Origin of the sequence: Streptomyces sp. ICC1, assembly GCF_003287935.1 — a bacterium.
Lineage (GTDB): Bacteria > Actinomycetota > Actinomycetes > Streptomycetales > Streptomycetaceae > Streptomyces > Streptomyces tritrimontium.
This window is the reverse complement of the sequence record NZ_CP030287.1, coordinates 3,493,192-3,510,957: the sequence shown is the minus strand read 5'-3', so window position 1 is coordinate 3,510,957 and position 17,766 is coordinate 3,493,192. Positions and strand designations below refer to the sequence as shown.

The 17,766-nt window shown below is 69.7% G+C and carries 15 protein-coding genes; 1 reads left to right on the top strand and 14 read right to left on the bottom strand.

Annotated features, from left to right (window positions below; translation table 11 throughout):
* Nucleotides 1–39: 39 nt before the first annotated feature.
* The 14 genes from nuoN to DRB96_RS16580 are packed head-to-tail and all read right to left on the bottom strand — an operon-like array spanning nucleotide 40 to nucleotide 15,961.
* The gene (gene nuoN, locus DRB96_RS16645; RefSeq protein WP_112453478.1) at nucleotides 40–1,659 is read right to left on the bottom strand and encodes an NADH-quinone oxidoreductase subunit NuoN; all 1,620 of its coding nucleotides are present in this window, start codon (nucleotides 1,657–1,659) and stop codon (nucleotides 40–42) included.
* 35 nt (nucleotides 1,660–1,694) lie between these two features.
* Nucleotides 1,695–3,332: an NADH-quinone oxidoreductase subunit M gene (locus DRB96_RS16640; protein WP_112449178.1), complete on the bottom strand. Its 1,638-nt coding sequence runs from the start codon at nucleotides 3,330–3,332 to the stop codon at nucleotides 1,695–1,697.
* A gap of 1 nt (nucleotide 3,333) precedes the next feature.
* Nucleotides 3,334–5,229: an NADH-quinone oxidoreductase subunit L gene (gene nuoL / locus DRB96_RS16635; protein ID WP_112449177.1), complete on the bottom strand. Its 1,896-nt coding sequence runs from the start codon at nucleotides 5,227–5,229 to the stop codon at nucleotides 3,334–3,336.
* Nucleotides 5,230–5,238: 9 nt separating this feature from the next.
* The gene (gene nuoK, locus DRB96_RS16630; protein ID WP_112449176.1) at nucleotides 5,239–5,538 is read right to left on the bottom strand and encodes an NADH-quinone oxidoreductase subunit NuoK; all 300 of its coding nucleotides are present in this window, start codon (nucleotides 5,536–5,538) and stop codon (nucleotides 5,239–5,241) included.
* The gene (locus DRB96_RS16625) at nucleotides 5,535–6,347 is read right to left on the bottom strand and encodes an NADH-quinone oxidoreductase subunit J (RefSeq protein WP_112449175.1); all 813 of its coding nucleotides are present in this window, start codon (nucleotides 6,345–6,347) and stop codon (nucleotides 5,535–5,537) included. Before DRB96_RS16625 ends, nuoK begins: the two co-directional genes overlap by 4 nt.
* Entirely contained in the window at nucleotides 6,344–6,973 is a 630-nt protein-coding gene (gene nuoI / locus DRB96_RS16620) for an NADH-quinone oxidoreductase subunit NuoI (RefSeq protein WP_112449174.1), read from the bottom strand. Before nuoI ends, DRB96_RS16625 begins: the two co-directional genes overlap by 4 nt.
* A complete protein-coding gene (nuoH, locus tag DRB96_RS16615) occupies nucleotides 6,966–8,336 on the bottom strand; it encodes an NADH-quinone oxidoreductase subunit NuoH (RefSeq protein WP_112449173.1) in 1,371 nt (456 codons plus the stop codon). The genes nuoI and nuoH overlap by 8 nt, the downstream gene beginning before the upstream one ends.
* Nucleotides 8,333–10,846 (bottom strand): NADH-quinone oxidoreductase subunit G, encoded by a 2,514-nt coding sequence (locus DRB96_RS16610; RefSeq protein WP_112449172.1) that lies wholly within the window; start codon nucleotides 10,844–10,846, stop codon nucleotides 8,333–8,335. Before DRB96_RS16610 ends, nuoH begins: the two co-directional genes overlap by 4 nt.
* Nucleotides 10,843–12,207 carry an NADH-quinone oxidoreductase subunit NuoF gene (gene nuoF / locus DRB96_RS16605; protein WP_112449171.1) on the bottom strand — a complete coding sequence of 455 codons (1,365 nt, stop codon included), beginning with the start codon at nucleotides 12,205–12,207 and terminating at the stop codon, nucleotides 10,843–10,845. Before nuoF ends, DRB96_RS16610 begins: the two co-directional genes overlap by 4 nt.
* Nucleotides 12,207–12,965 (bottom strand): NADH-quinone oxidoreductase subunit NuoE, encoded by a 759-nt coding sequence (gene nuoE / locus DRB96_RS16600; RefSeq protein WP_112449170.1) that lies wholly within the window; start codon nucleotides 12,963–12,965, stop codon nucleotides 12,207–12,209. Before nuoE ends, nuoF begins: the two co-directional genes overlap by 1 nt.
* Nucleotides 12,962–14,296 (bottom strand): NADH-quinone oxidoreductase subunit D, encoded by a 1,335-nt coding sequence (locus DRB96_RS16595; protein ID WP_112449169.1) that lies wholly within the window; start codon nucleotides 14,294–14,296, stop codon nucleotides 12,962–12,964. The genes nuoE and DRB96_RS16595 overlap by 4 nt, the downstream gene beginning before the upstream one ends.
* A complete protein-coding gene (locus tag DRB96_RS16590) occupies nucleotides 14,296–15,018 on the bottom strand; it encodes an NADH-quinone oxidoreductase subunit C (RefSeq protein WP_204358042.1) in 723 nt (240 codons plus the stop codon). The genes DRB96_RS16595 and DRB96_RS16590 overlap by 1 nt, the downstream gene beginning before the upstream one ends.
* A gap of 14 nt (nucleotides 15,019–15,032) precedes the next feature.
* Nucleotides 15,033–15,587, bottom strand: coding sequence for an NADH-quinone oxidoreductase subunit B (locus DRB96_RS16585; RefSeq protein ID WP_112449167.1), 555 nt, complete (start codon nucleotides 15,585–15,587; stop codon nucleotides 15,033–15,035).
* A gap of 14 nt (nucleotides 15,588–15,601) precedes the next feature.
* Nucleotides 15,602–15,961 carry an NADH-quinone oxidoreductase subunit A gene (locus DRB96_RS16580; RefSeq protein WP_030010013.1) on the bottom strand — a complete coding sequence of 120 codons (360 nt, stop codon included), beginning with the start codon at nucleotides 15,959–15,961 and terminating at the stop codon, nucleotides 15,602–15,604.
* 913 nt (nucleotides 15,962–16,874) lie between these two features.
* Here DRB96_RS16580 and DRB96_RS16575 point away from each other — a divergent pair.
* Entirely contained in the window at nucleotides 16,875–17,720 is an 846-nt protein-coding gene (locus DRB96_RS16575; RefSeq protein WP_112449166.1) for a C40 family peptidase, read from the top strand.
* Nucleotides 17,721–17,766 lie beyond the last annotated feature (46 nt).

Genomic DNA, 17,766 nt, shown 5'->3' with positions numbered 1-17,766 from the left:
TCCACGGGGGGGCCGGGCCCTTCGGCGTGCTCGGTACGGTCAGCGGACGAACGTGCTCGCGCTGCCCGCCAGTTCCAGGAAGTACTGCGGGGCCACGCCCAGGACCAGCGTCACCGCCACGCCCACCGCGATCGTCGTCATCGTCAGCGGGGAGGGGACGGCCACCGTCGGGCCGTCCGCCTTCGGCTCGCTGAAGAACATCAGGACGATCACCCGGATGTAGAAGAACGCGGCGATCGCGGACGAGATGACACCGACCACGACCAGCGCTCCCGCGCCGCCCTCCGCCGCCGCCTTGAACACGGCGAACTTGCCGGAGAAGCCCGACGTCAGCGGGATGCCGGCGAAGGCGAGCAGGAAGACCGCGAAGACCGCCGCCGTCAGCGGCGAACGACGGCCGAGGCCCGCCCACTTCGACAGGTGCGTCGCCTCGCCGCCCGCGTCGCGGACCAGGGTGACCACCGCGAACGCGCCGATCGTCACGAAGGAGTACGCGCCCAGGTAGAAGAGGACGGACTTGACGCCCTCCGCCGAGGTGGCGATCACACCGGCCAGGATGAAACCGGCGTGCGCGATCGAGGAGTAGGCCAGGAGCCGCTTGACGTCGGTCTGGGTCACGGCGATCACCGCGCCCGCGAGCATCGTGACGATCGCGACGCCCCACATGACCGGCCGCCAGTCCCACCGCAGGCCCGGCAGCACCACGTACAGCAGGCGCAGGAGGGCGCCGAAGGCGGCCACCTTCGTCGCCGCCGCCATGAAGCCGGTGACCGGCGTCGGAGCGCCCTGGTAGACGTCCGGGGTCCACATGTGGAAGGGGACCGCGCCGACCTTGAAGAGCAGGCCCATCAGGATGAGCGCGCCGCCGATCAGCAGCAGCGCGTCGTTGCCCATGGTGCCGGCGAGCGCCGGATCGACGTTCGCGACGGTGCCGTCGACGACCTCCGCGATGACCGCGTACGAGACGGAGCCCGCGTAGCCGTACAGGAGCGCGATGCCGAAGAGGAGGAAGGCGGAGGAGAACGCGCCGAGCAGGAAGTACTTGACGGCGGCCTCCTGCGACATCAGCCGCTGGCGGCGGGCGACGGCGCAGAGCAGGTACAGCGGGAGGGAGAAGACCTCCAGGGCCACGAACAGCGTCAGCAGGTCGTTGGCCGCGGGGAAGATCAGCATTCCGGCGACCGCGAACAGGGCGAGCGGGAAGACCTCGGTGGTGGTGAAGCCCGCCTTGACGGCTTCCTTCTCGCTGTCGCTGCCCGGTACGGACGCCGCCTGGGCGGCGAAGGAGTCCACCCGGTTGCCGTGGGCGGCCGGGTCCAGGCGCCGCTCGGCGAAGGTGAAGATCGCCACGATCGAGGCCAGCACGATGGTGCCCTGCAGGAAGAGCGCCGGGCCGTCGACGGCCACGGCCCCCATGGCCGCGATGTGCGCCTTGGTGGATCCGTACCCGCCGGCGGCGAGCCCCACCACCGCCGCGAAGGCCGAGGCCAGCGCGGCGACGGCGAGGAACACCTGCGTGTAGTAGCGCGCCTTGCGCGGGACGAAGGCCTCGACGAGGACTCCGATGATCGCCGCTCCCAGCACGATGAGCGTGGGCGAGAGCTGGGCGTACTCGATGTGCGGCGCCGGGATCTTGTCGATCGGCGCCGCTGCCGCCAGTGTCGGCAGCAGGTTCTGGGCAGCAGTCACGGTGCTCACTTCGCCGCCTCCCCCTTCTTGGCGTGCTCGGCGTGCTCGGCCACGACGCCCACCTCGGGCTTCGGGTCCGTCTGCTTCACGTCCGACATGGTGTGCTCCACCGCCGGGTTGACGATCTCGGTCAGCGGCTTCGGGTAGACGCCCAGCCCGATCAGCAGGGCGATCAGCGGGGCGACGACCAGGACCTCGCGCAGGCGCAGGTCCGGCATGGTGCGGAGCTCCTCCTTCAGCGGGCCGGTCATGGTGCGCTGGTAGAGGACCAGCGTGTAGAGGGCGGCCAGCACGATGCCGAAGGTGGCGATGATGCCGGCGACCGGGTAGCGGGCGAACGTGCCGACCAGGACCAGGAACTCGCTGACGAACGGGGCGAGCCCCGGCAGCGACAGGGTGGCCAGCCCGCCGATCAGGAAGGTGCCGGCGAGGACCGGGGCCACCTTCTGCACGCCGCCGTAGTCGGCGATGAGGCGCGAGCCGCGCCGCGAGATCAGGAAGCCGGCCACCAGCATCAGCGCCGCCGTCGAGATCCCGTGGTTGACCATGTAGAGCGTCGCGCCCGACTGGCCCTGGGAGGTCATCGCGAAGATGCCGAGGACGATGAAGCCGAAGTGCGAGATCGAGGCGTAGGCGATCAGCCGCTTGATGTCGCGCTGCCCGACCGCGACCAGCGCGCCGTAGACGATGCTGATCAGGGCCAGGACCAGGATCACCGGAGTGGCCCACTTGCTGGCCTCGGGGAAGAGCCCGAGGCAGAAGCGGAGCATCGCGAAGGTGCCGACCTTGTCGACGACCGCGGTGATCAGGACGGCGACCGGGGCGGTGGACTCCCCCATCGCGTTCGGCAGCCAGGTGTGCAGCGGCCACAGCGGGGCCTTCACCGCGAAGGCGAAGAAGAAGCCGAGGAACAGCCACCGCTCGGTGTTGGTCGCCATGTCGAGCGTGCCCGCGGCGCGGGCGGCGGCGATCTCCTGGAGCGAGAAGTTCCCTGCGACCACGTACAGCCCGATGACCGCGGCCAGCATGATCAGGCCGCCGGCCAGGTTGTAGAGGAGGAACTTGACCGCCGCGTACGAGCGCTGCGCGGCCGCGTTCTCATCGGACCCGCCCGCCGCGGCAGTGGCTGACTGGGAGGAAGTAGCCCGGTCCCCGAAGCCGCCGATGAGGAAGTACATCGGGATGAGCATGGCTTCGAAGAAGATGTAGAAGAGGAAGACGTCGGTGGCCTCGAAGGAGATGATCACCATCGCCTCGACCAGCAGGATCAGGGCGAAGAAGCCCTGGGTCGGCCGCCAGCGCTGGCTCTTGTTCTCCAACGGGTCGGCGTCATGCCACCCAGCCAGAATGATGAACGGCATCAACACGGCGGTGAGCGCGATGAGCGCCACCCCGATGCCGTCGACGCCCAGTTCGTAGCGGAGCCCGAAGTCGGGGATCCAGGCGTGGGACTCGGTGAGCTGGTAGCGGTCGCCACCGGGCTCGAAGCGGACGGCGACGAGCACGGCCAGGGCCAGGGTCGCCAGCGAGAAGAACAGGGCGAGCCATTTGGCCGCGGTCCGGCGGGCGGCCGGGACGGCCGCCGTCAGGATCGCGCCGACCGCGGGTACCGCGGCCGTCACCGTCAGAAGCGGGAAACTCATCTCACACCGCCCTCATCAGCAGGGTCGCGGCGATCAGGATCGCCGTGCCCCCGAACATCGAGACCGCGTAGCTGCGGGCGTAGCCGTTCTGCAGCTTGCGCAGCCGGCCCGAGAGCCCGCCGACTCCGGCGGCCGTCCCGTTGACCACTCCGTCGACCAGGCTGTGGTCGACGTAGACGAGGGAGCGGGTCAGGTGCTCCCCGCCGCGCACCAGGACGACGTGGTTGAAGTCGTCCTGGTAGAGGTCCCGCCGGGCCGCCCGGGTGAGGAGCGAGCCGCGCGGGGCGATGACCGGGACGGGCTTCCTGCCGTACATCGCCCAGGCGATGGCGACCCCGATGACGAGGACGACCATCGTGGCCAGGGTCACCGTCAGGGCGCTGACCGGCGGGTGGCCGTGCTCGTGCCCGGTGACGGGCTCGAGCCACTTCAGGAACCGGTCGCCGATGCCGAAGAAGCCGCCCGCGAAGACCGAGCCGAAGGCCAGGACGATCATCGGGATGGTCATGGACTTCGGGGACTCGTGCGGGTGCGGCGCGTGTCCGTTCGCGTCGGGCTGCCAGCGCTTCTCGCCGAAGAAGGTGAGGAGCATGACCCGGGTCATGTAGAAGGCGGTGATCGCCGCGCCGAGGAGGGTCACTCCGCCGAGGATCCAGCCCTGGGTGCCGCCCCTCGCGAAGGCGGCCTCGATGATCATGTCCTTGGAGAAGAAGCCCGACAGGCCCGGGAACCCGATGATGGCGAGGTAGCCGAGGCCGAAGGTCACGAAGGTGACGGGCATGTACGTGCGCAGCCCGCCGTACTTGCGCATGTCGACCTCGTCGTTCATGCCGTGCATGACCGAACCCGCGCCGAGGAAGAGCCCGGCCTTGAAGAAGCCGTGCGTGACCAGGTGCATGATCGCGAAGACGTATCCGATGGGGCCGAGGCCCGCCGCCAGGATCATGTAGCCGATCTGCGACATCGTCGAGCCGGCGAGGGCCTTCTTGATGTCGTCCTTCGCGCAACCGACGATCGCACCGAAGAGCAGCGTGACGGCGCCGACCACGACGACCGCGGTCTGCGCGTCCGGCGCGCCGTTGAAGATGGCGCCCGAGCGGACGATCAGGTAGACGCCGGCGGTGACCATGGTCGCCGCGTGGATGAGGGCCGAGACCGGGGTCGGGCCCTCCATCGCGTCGCCGAGCCAGGACTGCAGCGGCACCTGAGCCGACTTGCCGCAGGCGGCGAGCAGCAGCATCAGGGCGATGGCCGTCAGCTTGCCCTCGCCGGCCTCGGAGACCGAGCCGAGGACCGGGCCGAAGGCGAAGGTTCCGAAGGTGGTGAACATCAGCATGATGGCGATCGAAAGGCCCATGTCGCCGACCCGGTTGACCAGGAAGGCCTTCTTCGCGGCGGTGGCCGCGCTGGGCTTGTGCTGCCAGAAGCCGATGAGGAGGTACGAGGCGAGGCCCACGCCCTCCCAGCCGACGTACAGCAGGAGGTAGTTGTCGGCGATGACCAGGAGCAGCATCGCGGCGACGAAGAGGTTGAGGTAGCCGAAGAAGCGGCGGCGGCGCTCGTCGTGCTCCATGTACCCGATGGAGTACACGTGGATGAGCGTGCCCACCCCGGAGATCAGCAGGACGAAGGTCATCGACAGCTGGTCGAGCTGGAAGCCGATGTCGGCCTGGAAGCCCTCCACCGGAATCCAGCTGAACAGCCGCTGGTGGAAGGTCCGGTCCTCGGCGCCCTTGCCGAGCATGTCGGCGAAGAGGGTGAGGCCGATGCCGAAGGAGGCGGCGGCGAGCAGGGTGCCGATCCAGTGGCCGGCCTTGTCGAGGCGGCGGCCGCCGCAGAGCAGCACCACCGCTCCGAGCAGGGGCGCTGCTACCAGCAGCGCGATCATGTTCTCCACAGCGACCCCTTACAGCTTCATCAGGCTGGCGTCGTCGACCGAGGCCGAGTGGCGGGTACGGAACAGCGACACGATGATCGCGAGGCCCACCACGACCTCCGCGGCGGCGACGACCATCGTGAAGAACGCGATGATCTGGCCGTCGAGGTTGCCGTGCATCCGGGAGAAGGTGACGAAGGCGAGGTTGCAGGCGTTGAGCATGAGCTCGACGCACATGAACAGCACGATCGCGTTCTTGCGGATGAGGACTCCGGCCGCCCCGATGGTGAACAGCAGCGCCGACAGGTACAGGTAGTTGACCGGATTCACTTCGAGGCCTCCTCACGGCCGAGCCGCTCGGACGACCGCTGCTCCAGCGCCTTCAGGTCGTCCAGCGCCTGGCTGGAGACGTCCCTGATCTGGCCGCGGGCGCGCAGCGTCTGGTTGACGGTGAGCTCGGAGGGGGTGCCGTCCGGCAGCAGGCCCGCGACGTCCACGGCGTTGTGCCGGGCGTAGACGCCGGGTGCGGGCAGCGGCGGGAGCTGCACGCCCTCGCGGACGCGGCGCTCGGCGAGCTCGCGCTGGGTGGCGGCGCGCTCGGTGCGCTCGCGGTGGGTGAGCACCATCGCGCCGACGGCCGCCGTGATCAGCAGGGCGCCGGTGAGCTCGAAGGCGAACACGTACTTGGTGAAGATGAGCGTGGCCAGGCCTTCGACGTGCCCGCCGGAGTTGATCCGGCCCAGTCCGTTGAACTGGGTGAGCCGGGCGTGGGCGATGCCGGAGATCAGCAGGACGCCGAAGCCCAGTCCGCACAGGACGGCCAGCCAGCGCTGCCCCTTGATGGTCTCGCTCAGGGAGTCCGCGGCGGTGACGCCGACGAGCATGACGACGAAGAGGAACAGCATCATGATCGCGCCGGTGTAGACGACGACCTGGACGATGCCGAGGAAGTACGCGCCGTTGGCGAGGTAGAAGACCGCCAGGATGATCATCGTGCCGGCCAGGCTCAGGGCGCTGTGCACGGCCTTCTTCATCAGGATCGTGGACAGCGCGCCGATGACGGCGACCGTGGCGAGGACCCAGAACTGCACTGCCTCACCGGTGGAGGTGGCCGAGGCGGCCGCGGCGATGGCGCTCACGCCCCCACCCCCTCGGGAGCGCTTTCGGATGTCGCGGTCTCGGAGGCGGACTCGCCCTTCGACACGGCGACCTGGCGGACCGTGCCGGGAGCCGCCCCGGTCACCAGCCCGCGGTAGTAGTCCGTGTCATCGGTGCCCGGGAAGATCGAGTGCGGAGCCTCGACCATGCCCTCGGTCAGCCCGGAGAGCAGCTGCTCCTTGGTGTAGATGAGCGCTTCGCGGCTGGAGTCGGCCAGTTCGAACTCGTTCGTCATGGTCAGGGCCCTGGTCGGGCACGCCTCGACGCACAGCCCGCACAGGATGCAGCGGGCGTAGTTGATCTGGTAGACCGCGCCGTACCGCTCACCCGGGGAGTAGCGCTCCTCCTCGGTGTTGTCCGCGCCCTCGACGTAGATCGCGTCGGCGGGACAGGCCCAGGCGCACAGCTCGCACCCGATGCACTTCTCCAGACCGTCCGGGTGGCGGTTGAGCTGGTGCCGCCCGTGGAAGCGGGGTGCGGTGGTCTTTTCCTGCTCCGGGTACTGCTCGGTGAGGCGCTTCTTGAACATGGCCTTGAAGGTCACGCCGAAGCCGGCCACCGGGTTCTGCCACTTCTCGCCCTGGTCGGCGTCAGACTTGTCAGACATTCTCAGCACCCTCCTCTCGGTCACTGTCAGTATTCGCCGCGCCACTGACAATGAGCTCCCGCTCGCTGCGGGGCCTCCTGCGCGGTACGGGTGCCAGGTGCTGGCCGGGCTTGGGCGGTACGGGGAATCCGCCCGCGAGCGGGTCGAAGGGTGCGTCGGCCGCGGCCTGTTCGGCGTCCGCGAGGACCGCCTTCTCCTTCTTGTCGCGGAAGAGGTCCACGACGAAGGACAGCAGCAGGAGCGCGATGACCGCGCCGCCGACGTAGAGCACGATCTCCTGGAAGTCGTAGTTCTCGTTGCGCAGCGCCCGGACGGTGGCGACCAGCATCAGCCAGACCACGGAGACCGGGATCAGCACCTTCCAGCCGAGCTTCATCAGCTGGTCGTAGCGCACGCGCGGGAGCGTGCCGCGCAGCCAGATGAAGAAGAACAGCAGCAGCTGGACCTTGAGGACGAACCAGAGCATCGGCCACCAGCCGTGGTTGGCGCCCTCCCAGTACGTGGAGATCGGCGCCGGGGCCCGCCAGCCGCCCAGGAACAGGGTGACCGAGACCGCGGAGACGGTGACCATGTTGACGTACTCCGCCAGCATGAACAGCGCGAACTTGATGGAGGAGTACTCGGTGTTGAAGCCGCCGACGAGGTCGCCCTCGGACTCCGGCATGTCGAAGGGGGCGCGGTTCGTCTCGCCGACCATCGTGATGACGTAGATGATGAAGGAGACCGGCAGCAGGATGATGTACCAGCGGTCCGCCTGGGCTTCGACGATCGCCGAGGTCGACATCGACCCGGAGTAGAGGAAGACCGAAGCGAAGGCCGCGCCCATCGCGATCTCGTAGGAGATCATCTGCGCGCAGGAGCGCAGGCCGCCGAGGAGCGGGTACGTGGAGCCCGAGGACCAGCCCGCGAGCACGATGCCGTAGATGCCGACCGAGGCGACCGCGAGGATGTAGAGCATCGCGATCGGCAGGTCGGTCAGCTGCATCGTGGTGCGCTGGCCGAAGATGGAGACCTCGTTGCCCGCGGGGCCGAAGGGGATCACCGCGATGGCCATGAAGGCCGGGATCGCCGCGATGATCGGGGCGAGGACGTAGACGACCTTGTCCGCCCGCTTGACGATGAGGTCTTCTTTCAGCATGAGCTTCACGCCGTCGGCGAGCGACTGGAGCATGCCCCAGGGGCCGTGCCGGTTGGGGCCGATGCGCAGCTGCATCCAGGCGACGACCTTGCGCTCCCACACGATGGAGAAGAGCACGGTCACCATCAGGAAGGCGAAGCAGAACACCGCCTTGACGACGACGAGCCACCAGACGTCCCTGCCGAACAGGGAGAGGTCTTCGGCGGCGATCTGAACGGTGTTCACGCGCCCACCTCCGCGGGGGAGTCGCTGGTGTCGGCCGGGGTGGCCGGGCCGATGCGGACCAGGGCCCCGGGGCGGGCTCCGGTGTCGGCGAGGACCCCGGAGCCGGTGGAGTTCAGCGGGAGCCAGACCACGCGGTCGGGCATCTCGGTGACGCGCAGCGGCAGTTCCACGGAGCCGGCCAGGCCGGTCACCGCGAGGAGGTCGCCGTTCTTGACGCCGGTCTCGGCGGCCGTGGCGGCCGACAGGCGGGCGCTGGCCTCGTGCCGGGTGCCGGCCAGGGCCTCGTCGCCGTCCTGGAGGAGGCCCTGGTCGAGGAGGAGCCGGTGGCCCGCGAGGACCGCTTCGCCGGCACCGGGGCGGGGCAGCGGCGCGGTGTCCGCGGACTGTTCGGCGGCGCGCTCCCCGGCCCACTGGCCGAGCGCGTCGAGCTCGCGGCGCACGGCGTGTACGTCGGGCAGCGCGATGGGCCGGTCGGCCGCGTCGGCCAGCATGTGCAGCACGCGGGAGTCGGCGGGGGCGAGCCGGCGGGTCATCTGCTCGGGCTTGAGCGCGGCCTCGAACGGCCGGACCCTGCCCTCCCAGTTGATGAACGCGCCGGACTTCTCGGCGGCGGCCGCGACGGGCAGGACCACGTCCGCGTGGTCGGTGACCTCGCTGGGCCGCAGTTCCAGCGAGACCACGAAGGCCTCCTGGAGCGCGGCCTTGGCGCGGGCCGGGTCCGGCAGGTCGGCGAGCTCGACGCCCGCGACCAGCAGGGCGGAGAGTTCCCGGGTCGCCGCGGCCTCGACGATCTGGCCGGTGTCGCGGCCGTAGCGGTGCGGCAGCTCGTCCAGGCCCCACGCGGTGGCGACCTCGTCGCGGGCGCGCGGGTCGGTGGCCGGGCGGGCGCCCGGCAGCAGGGACGGCAGCGCGCCCGCTTCGAGGGCGGCCCGCTCACCGGCCCGGCGCGGGATCCACACCAGGTGGGCGCCGGTCGCGGCGGCGGCCCGTACGGCGGCGGTCAGCGCGCCGGGGACGCCCGCGAGGCGCTCCCCCACGACGATGACCGCGCCGGGCAGCCGCAGCGCTTCGGCGGCGGCGTGGCCGCCCTCCTCCAGGCCCGTCCCGGAGGCCAGGGCGTCGAGCCACTCGGGCTCGGTGCCGGGGGCGGCGGCCAGCAGGGTGCCGCCCGCCTTGTCCAGGCCGCGCGTGGCGAACGGGGCGAGGGAGAAGGTCCGCTGCTTGCGCTTGCGGTGGGCCTTGCGCAGCCGCAGGAAGACGCCGGGGGCCTCTTCCTCGGCCTCGATGCCGACGAGGAGGACGGCCGGGGCCGCCTCCAGCGAGCTGTTGGTGACGACCCTGTCACCGCCGCCGAGGTCCTTGCCGATGCCCGCGACGGAGGACGCCAGGAACTCGGCCTCCTCGGCGCTGTGCACCCGGGCCCGGAAGTCGATGTCGTTCGTGTCGAGCACGACCCGGGCGAACTTGGCGTAGGCGTAGGCGTCCTCGACGGTGAGGCGGCCGCCGGTCAGCACGCCGGCCCGGCCGCGCGCGGCGGCGAGTCCGGCGGCGGCGGCCTCCAGGGCCTCGGGCCAGCTCGCCGGGGCGAGGATCCCGTCGGTGCCGCGCACCAGCGGGGTGGTGAGCCGGTCGGGGCGCTGCGCGTAGCGGAACCCGAAGCGGCCCTTGTCGCAGATCCACTCCTCGTTGACCTCGGGGTCCTCCGCGGCGAGGCGGCGCAGCACCTTGCCGCGGCGGTGGTCGGTGCGGGTCGCGCAGCCGCCCGCGCAGTGCTCGCACACGCTCGGGGAGGAGACGAGGTCGAAGGGGCGGGAGCGGAAGCGGTAGGCGGCCGAGGTGAGGGCGCCGACCGGGCAGATCTGGATGGTGTTGCCGGAGAAGTACGACTCGAAGGGGTCGTCCTCGCCGGTGCCGACCTGCTGGAGCGCGCCGCGCTCCAGGAGTTCGATCATCGGGTCGCCGGCGATCTCGTTGGAGAAGCGGGTGCAGCGCGCGCACAGCACGCACCGCTCGCGGTCCAGCAGCACCTGGGTGGAGATCGGGACCGGCTTCTCGTACGTGCGCTTCTTGCCCTCGAAGCGGGATTCGGCGTTGCCGTGCGACATCGCCTGGTTCTGCAGCGGGCACTCGCCGCCCTTGTCGCAGACCGGGCAGTCCAGCGGGTGGTTGATGAGCAGCAGCTCCATCACCCCGCGCTGGGCCTTGTCCGCGACCTCGGAGGTGAGCTGGGTCTTGACGACCATGCCGTCGGTGCAGGTGATGGTGCAGGAGGCCATCGGCTTGCGCTGGCCCTCGACCTCGACGATGCACTGGCGGCAGGCGCCGACCGGCGAGAGGAGGGGGTGGTCGCAGAACCGGGGGATCTCGATGCCGAGCTGTTCGGCGGCCCGGATGACCAGGGTCCCCTTGGGCACCGACAGTTCGATGCCGTCGATGGTCAGGGACACCGTGTTCTCGGGCGGCACCGCGGCCTGGCCGCCACCGGCGGGGGCGTTCGTGGTGACGGTCATGCGTTCACCTCGGAGTTCTTCTTGGGACCGTCAGCCCAGAGGGTCGACTTCTTGGGGTCGAAGGGGCAGCCCTTGCCCGTGATGTGCTGCTCGTACTCCTCGCGGAAGTACTTGAGCGAGGAGAAGATGGGGCTGGCGGCGCCGTCTCCGAGCGCGCAGAACGACTTGCCGTTGATGTTGTCGGCGATGTCGTTCAGCTTGTCGAGGTCGGACATGACGCCCTTGCCGGCCTCGATGTCGCGCAGCAGCTGGACCAGCCAGTACGTGCCTTCGCGGCAGGGGGTGCACTTGCCGCAGGACTCGTGGGCGTAGAACTCGGTCCAGCGAGTGACCGCCCGCACCACGCAGGTCGTCTCGTCGAAGCACTGCAGGGCCTTGGTGCCGAGCATGGATCCGGCCGCGCCGACGCCCTCGTAGTCCAGCGGGACGTCGAGGTGCTCGTCCGTGAACATGGGGGTGGAGGATCCGCCGGGGGTCCAGAACTTCAGCCGGTGCCCGGGGCGGATGCCGCCGCTCATGTCGAGCAGCTGGCGCAGGGTGATGCCGAGGGGGGCCTCGTACTGGCCGGGGCCGACGACGTGTCCCGAGAGCGAGTACAGCGTGAAGCCGGGGGACTTCTCGGTCCCCATCGACTTGAACCAGTCCTTGCCCTTGTTCAGGATCGCGGGAACCGAGGCGATGGACTCCACGTTGTTCACGACGGTGGGGCAGGCGTAGAGCCCCTCGACGGCAGGGAAGGGGGGACGCAGCCGGGGCTGTCCGCGCCGGCCTTCGAGGGAGTCCAGGAGGGCCGTTTCCTCGCCGCAGATGTATGCGCCCGCTCCCGCGTGCACGGTGATGTCGAGGTTGAGCCCGCTCCCGAGGATGTCCTTGCCGAGGTAGCCCGCCTCGTACGCCTCGCGCACCGCCTCGTGCAGGCGCCGCAGTACCGGCACGACCTCGCCGCGCAGGTAGATGAAGGCGTGCTCCGACCGGATCGCGTAGCAGGCGATGATCATTCCCTCGATGAGGGAGTGCGGGTTGGCGAAGAGGAGGGGGATGTCCTTGCAGGTTCCCGGCTCCGACTCGTCCGCGTTCACGACGAGGTAGTGCGGCTTTCCGTCGCCCTGCGGGATGAACTGCCACTTCATCCCGGTGGGGAAGCCGGCGCCGCCGCGTCCGCGAAGGCCCGAGTCCTTCACGTAGGCGATGAGGTCGTCCGGGGTCATCGCGAGCGCCTTGCGCAGGCCCTCGTAGCCCTCGTGGCGCCGGTAGGTCTCCAGCGTCCACGAGTTCGGCTCGTCCCAGAACGCCGACAGCACGGGTGCCAGCAGCTTCTCCGGGCTGGTTCCGTTCTCGTGCATCTCAGCGGTCACCGTCATCACTCCCCCTCCTCGGTCGTGGTCTCGGCACGCTGGTGCACGACCTTGCCGAGCTGCGGGGATTCTCCGCGCGCGATGCGCAGGCCGATCAGGGAGGCGGCGCCGGCGCCGCCGGTCGCCTCGACCGCGCCCGCGCGCTCGTCCGGGAAGCCCGCCAGGATCCGGGCGGTCTCCTTGTAGGTGCACAGCGGGGCGCCGCGGGTCGGCTCGACCGGGCGGCCGGCCAGCAGGTCGTCCACCATGTCCTTGGCGGACTCGGGGGTCTGGTTGTCGAAGAACTCCCAGTTGACCATCACCACGGGGGCGTAGTCGCAGGCCGCGTTGCACTCGATGTGCTCGAGGGTGACCTTGCCGTCGGGGGTGGTCTCGTTGTTGCCGACCCCGAGGTGCTCCTTGAGTTCCTCGAAGATGGCGTCGCCGCCCATGACCGCGCACAGGGTGTTCGTGCAGACCCCGACCTGGTAGTCGCCGGAGGCCTTGCGCCGGTACATCGTGTAGAAGGTGGCCACCGCCGTGACCTCGGCGGTCGTCAGGCCCAGCACCTCGGCGCAGAACCGGATGCCGGTGCGCGAGACGTAGCCCTCCTCCGACTGCATGAGGTGGAGCAGCGGCAGCAGCGCGGAGCGGCTGTCGGGGTAGCGCGCGATGACCTCGGCGGCGTCGGCCGCCAGCCGCTCGCGCACTTCGGCCGGGTATCCCGGGGCCGGCAGCTGGGGCATGCCCAGGCTCACCCCTTGACTTGCCGGGTTGGCTGTCATCGGTCGACGCCTCCCATCACGGGGTCGATGGAGGCGACGGCCACGATGACGTCGGCGATCTGGCCGCCCTCGCACATCGCCGCCATGGCCTGCAGGTTGGTGAAGGACGGGTCGCGGAAGTGGACCCGGTAGGGGCGGGTGCCGCCGTCGGAGACGACGTGGACGCCGAGTTCGCCCTTGGGGGACTCGACGGCCGCGTAGGCCTGCCCGGCCGGTACCCGGAAGCCCTCGGTCACCAGCTTGAAGTGGTGGATGAGGGCCTCCATGGAGGTGCCCATGATGTTCCTGATGTGGTCGAGCGAGTTGCCGAGGCCGTCCGGGCCCATCGCGAGCTGCGCGGGCCAGGCGATCTTCTTGTCGGCGACCATGACCGGGCCCGGCTCCAGGCGGTCCAGGCACTGCTCGACGATCCGCAGGGACTGGCGCATCTCCTCCAGGCGGATCAGGAAGCGCCCGTAGGAGTCGCAGGACTCGGTGGTCGGCACGTCGAACTCGTAGTTCTCGTAGCCGCAGTACGGGTCGGACTTGCGCAGGTCGTGCGGCAGGCCGGCGGAGCGCAGGACCGGGCCGGTGGCGCCGAGCGCCATGCAGCCGGTGAGGTCGAGGTATCCGACGTCCTGCATGCGTGCCTTGAAGATGGGGTTGCCGGTGGCGAGCTTGTCGTACTCCGGCAGGTTCTTCTTCATGGTCTTGACGAACTCGCGGAGCTGGTCGACCGCGCCCGGGGGCAGGTCCTGCGCGAGGCCGCCGGGGCGGACGAACGCGTGGTTCATGCGCAGTCCGGTGATGAGCTCGAACACGTCGAGGATCAGCTCGCGGTCGCGGAACCCGTAGATCATGATCGTGGTCGCGCCGAGCTCCATGCCGCCGGTGGCGATGCACACCAGGTGGGAGGAGAGCCGGTTGAGCTCCATCAGCAGGACGCGGATGGCGGTGGCGCGGTCCGGGATCTGATCGGTGATGCCGAGCAGCTTCTCGACGCCCAGGCAGTACGCCGTCTCGTTGAAGAACGGCGTCAGGTAGTCCATGCGCGTGACGAAGGTGGTGCCCTGCGTCCAGTTCCGGAATTCGAGGTTCTTCTCGATGCCGGTGTGGAGGTAGCCGATGCCGCAGCGGGCCTCGGTGACCGTCTCGCCGTCGATCTCCAGGATCAGGCGGAGCACTCCGTGGGTGGACGGGTGCTGCGGACCCATGTTGACGACGATCCGCTCGTCGTCGGCGCGGGCCGCGGACCGGACGATCTCGTCCCAGTCACCGCCGGTGACGGTGTAGACGGTGCCCTCGGTGGTCTCGCGTGCGGAGGCGTGGTTCGATTCCTTCTGGGTGTTCATCAGCTGTACGACCTCCGCTGGTCAGGAGCCGGGATCTGGGCGCCCTTGTACTCGATGGCGATGCCGCCGAGCGGGTAGTCCTTGCGCTGCGGGAAGCCCTGCCAGTCGTCCGGCATCATGATCCGGGTGAGCGCCGGGTGCCCGTCGAAGACCAGCCCGAAGAAGTCGTACGTCTCGCGCTCGTGCCAGTCGTTGGTCGGGTAGACCGAGACGATCGAGGGCACGTGCGGGTCGGCGTCCGGGGCGGACACCTCCAGGCGCAGGATCCGGCCGTGGGTGAGCGAGCGCAGGTGGTAGACGGCGTGCAGCTCGCGGCCCTTGTCTCCCGGGAAGTGCACCCCGCTGACGCCCGTGCAGAGCTCGAAGCGCAGGGCCGGGTCGTCGCGCAGGGTCCTCGCCACGAGGAGGAGGTGCTCGCGGGCGATGTGGAGGGTCAGCTCCGCCCGGTCGACGACGACCTTCTCGATCGCGTTGTCCGGGACCAGGTCCTGCTCCTCCAGCGCCCCTTCGAGCTCGTCGACGACCTCGTCGAAGTACGAGCCGTACGGGCGGGCGCTCGCGCCGGGCAGGGCCACGGTGCGCACGAGGCCGCCGTAGCCGCTGGTGTCGCCGCCGCTCTCGGCGCCGAACATGCCCTTGCGGACTCCGATCACCTCGGGGCCGGCGGTGCCGCGGGGGGCGGGCACGTTGGTGCCGTCGCCCGCATGGGGGCCGTTCTCCACGGCCGGGTCGTCGCTCACCGCAGGAGCCCCTTCATCTCGATCATGGGGAGCGCCTTGAGGGCCGCCTCCTCCGCCTCGCGGGCGGCCTCTTCCCGGTTCACGCCGAGCTTGGATCCCTGGATCTTCTGGTGGAGCTTGAGGATCGCGTCGATCAGCATCTCGGGGCGGGGCGGGCAGCCGGGCAGATAGATGTCCACCGGGACGATGTGGTCGACGCCCTGGACGATCGCGTAGTTGTTGAACATCCCGCCCGAAGAGGCGCAGACACCCATGGAGATGACCCACTTGGGAGCGGGCATCTGGTCATACACCTGCCGCAGCACCGGCGCCATCTTCTGGCTGACCCGGCCCGCCACGATCATCAGGTCGGCCTGCCGCGGGGATCCGCGGAAGACCTCCATGCCGAAGCGGGCCAGGTCGTACCGGCCCGCTCCGGTGGTCATCATCTCGATCGCGCAGCAGGCCAGGCCGAAGGTCGCGGGGAAGACGGATGACTTGCGCACCCATCCCGCGGCCTGTTCGACGGTGGTCAGCAGAAAGCCGCTCGGCAGCTTCTCTTCCAGTCCCATGGAAATTCAGCCCCTCAGTCCCATTCCAGGCCGCCGCGGCGCCACACGTAGGCGTAGGCGACGAAGACGGTGAGCACGAAGAGGAGCATCTCGACGAGCCCGAAGATCCCCAGCGAGTCGAAGGTGACCGCCCAGGGGTAGAGGAAGACAACCTCGATGTCGAAGACGATGAAGAGCATCGCCGTCAGGTAGTACTTGATGGGGAAGCGGCCGCCGCCGGCCGGCATGGGTGTGGGCTCGATGCCGCACTCATAAGCTTCAAGTTTTGCCCGGTTGTACCGTTTTGGGCCGATCAGCGTGGCCATGACCACGGAGAAGATCGCAAACCCTGCGCCGAGGGCGCCGAGCACGAGGATGGGCGCGTACGCATTCACGCTCCTCGCTCCTTCCAGTCGTCCTTGACCGTATGGACCGCTGTGCCGGCGCCGAGCGCCCCGCCCCGCGAAGACCGCGCCGTGATCGAGTTGATCGAGCGCTTGCATGTGAGGCAGTTCACAAGCCGGACTGGTGCGCATCTTATGCCTGCTCGTCTGTGATCTGCGACACGGGTTGCAACAACGAGTTTGTGATCTCCACCACCTGACGAACGATCATGAAGTCCGATGAGTGGTGATCTTCATACGCGAAGCATCCACATGATCACCAAAGGTGACATCCGCTCCTGTAGTCGCAGGTGGAAGGCCTGTCGCCCTATCAAACCGTGGTGGCTGCACGCAAATTGGCGAGGTGGTGCGCGTGGTGATAAAGGGATCGACGTCGCCCGGTCGGGGGATCCCCCGCGTACGGGAGTGGACGCGTGCGCGCGTTCACTAAGTCGGAACCGCCCGGCCGGCCCGCACGCCGACCGCCCGGCGGACCGGTTGGCTAACCGCCCCGCGAACCGGTCGGCGAACCGGTCGGCGGCCCACCCCTCGACGCGCCTCCCGACCCGCCCCTCGGCCCGCCCGCGACCCCCTCCGGCACCCGCCGGCCCGGCGGCGGGTTCACGGCCGGGTCACAGCCGGGTCACAGCGTCCGCATCGCGTGACACTCCTGTGACCTGCGCCACTCCGGATTCGCGGCAGCGAAAGGGGGCTTGGCCATCTGTGCGGGTGGATGGTAGGCCGAGGACCAATTCGGACTTATTTCGAAAACCCCATGATCACAGCCTTGCGGCGGGGTGTCCGATTGGCCCGTTACGGCGTCAATAAGGAGTCCGACGCGCCCGGTTAGCACCCTTCGCGCACAACTGTGGCGCAGACCACGTTTCTTGAAGGGAACCGCAACGCCCTGATAGCGGTTGTACCCATGTCCCTTACCGCTCACATACCCAGCCACCGGAAGCCCCGCCGCAGCGCCTCGAAGCTCGCGGTCCGCGCCGGAGTTGCCGGTGGCGTCCTCAGCACCCTGGCCATGGCCGGCACGGCGAGCGCCACCCCCTCCGCCGAGCCCGTGCACGAGACCACTCTCGAAATGCCGGTCCTCAACCTGGACCTGGCCGCCGAGGTCTCCTCGTCCGTCACCAAGGCCGCCGAGAACACCCGCGCCGCCGCCGTCGAGGGCGAGCTCAACGCCCTGGAGGAGACCGCCCGCACCGGCGCCGCCGCCGAGGCCAAGCAGGCCAAGGCCGACGCCCAGCAGAAGGCCGACACCGAGCAGAAGGCGAAGGAGGACGCGGACCGCAAGGCCGAGTCCGAGCGCGCCAACCGCAGCACCGCCCGCGCCTCGCTCCAGACCAAGCCCTCCTCCTCCGAGGGCTCCTCCGCGCAGGGCACGGGCACCGTCACCGCCCCGGCGACCGGTTCCGCCGCCGCCATCGTGAACTTCGCCCGCGCGCAGGTCGGCAAGGCCTACGTCATGGGCGGCACCGGCCCGTCCTCGTTCGACTGCTCGGGCCTCGTCCAGGCCGCGTACCGCCAGGCCGGCATCAGCCTGCCGCGCATGTCGCAGGCGCAGTCCTCGGCCGGCACCTCGGTGTCCCTGAACGCCCTTCAGCCGGGCGACATCCTGTACTGGGGCTCCAAGGGCAGCGCGTACCACGTCGCCGTCTACGTGGGCGGCGGCAAGTTCGTCGGCGCGCAGAACTCCAGCACGGGCATCGTCGAGCGCTCGCTGAGCTACGACAAGCCGACCGGCGCCGTCCGCGTCCTCTGATCCCCCACCGGGATCGTCCGCGTTCCGAGCCGCCCTCGGCGACGCG

Coding starts and splice junctions, on each gene's coding strand:
- DRB96_RS16640 (WP_112449178.1), bottom strand. CDS start 3,332: ATGAGTTTCCCGCTTCTGACGGTGACGGCCGCGGTACCCGCGGTCGGC.
- nuoI (WP_112449174.1), bottom strand. CDS start 6,973: ATGTCTGACAAGTCTGACGCCGACCAGGGCGAGAAGTGGCAGAACCCG.
- DRB96_RS16610 (WP_112449172.1), bottom strand. CDS start 10,846: ATGACCGTCACCACGAACGCCCCCGCCGGTGGCGGCCAGGCCGCGGTG.
- nuoF (WP_112449171.1), bottom strand. CDS start 12,207: ATGACGGTGACCGCTGAGATGCACGAGAACGGAACCAGCCCGGAGAAG.
- nuoE (WP_112449170.1), bottom strand. CDS start 12,965: ATGACAGCCAACCCGGCAAGTCAAGGGGTGAGCCTGGGCATGCCCCAG.
- DRB96_RS16595 (WP_112449169.1), bottom strand. CDS start 14,296: ATGAACACCCAGAAGGAATCGAACCACGCCTCCGCACGCGAGACCACC.
- DRB96_RS16585 (WP_112449167.1), bottom strand. CDS start 15,587: ATGGGACTGGAAGAGAAGCTGCCGAGCGGCTTTCTGCTGACCACCGTC.
- DRB96_RS16575 (WP_112449166.1), top strand. CDS start 16,875: ATGTCCCTTACCGCTCACATACCCAGCCACCGGAAGCCCCGCCGCAGC.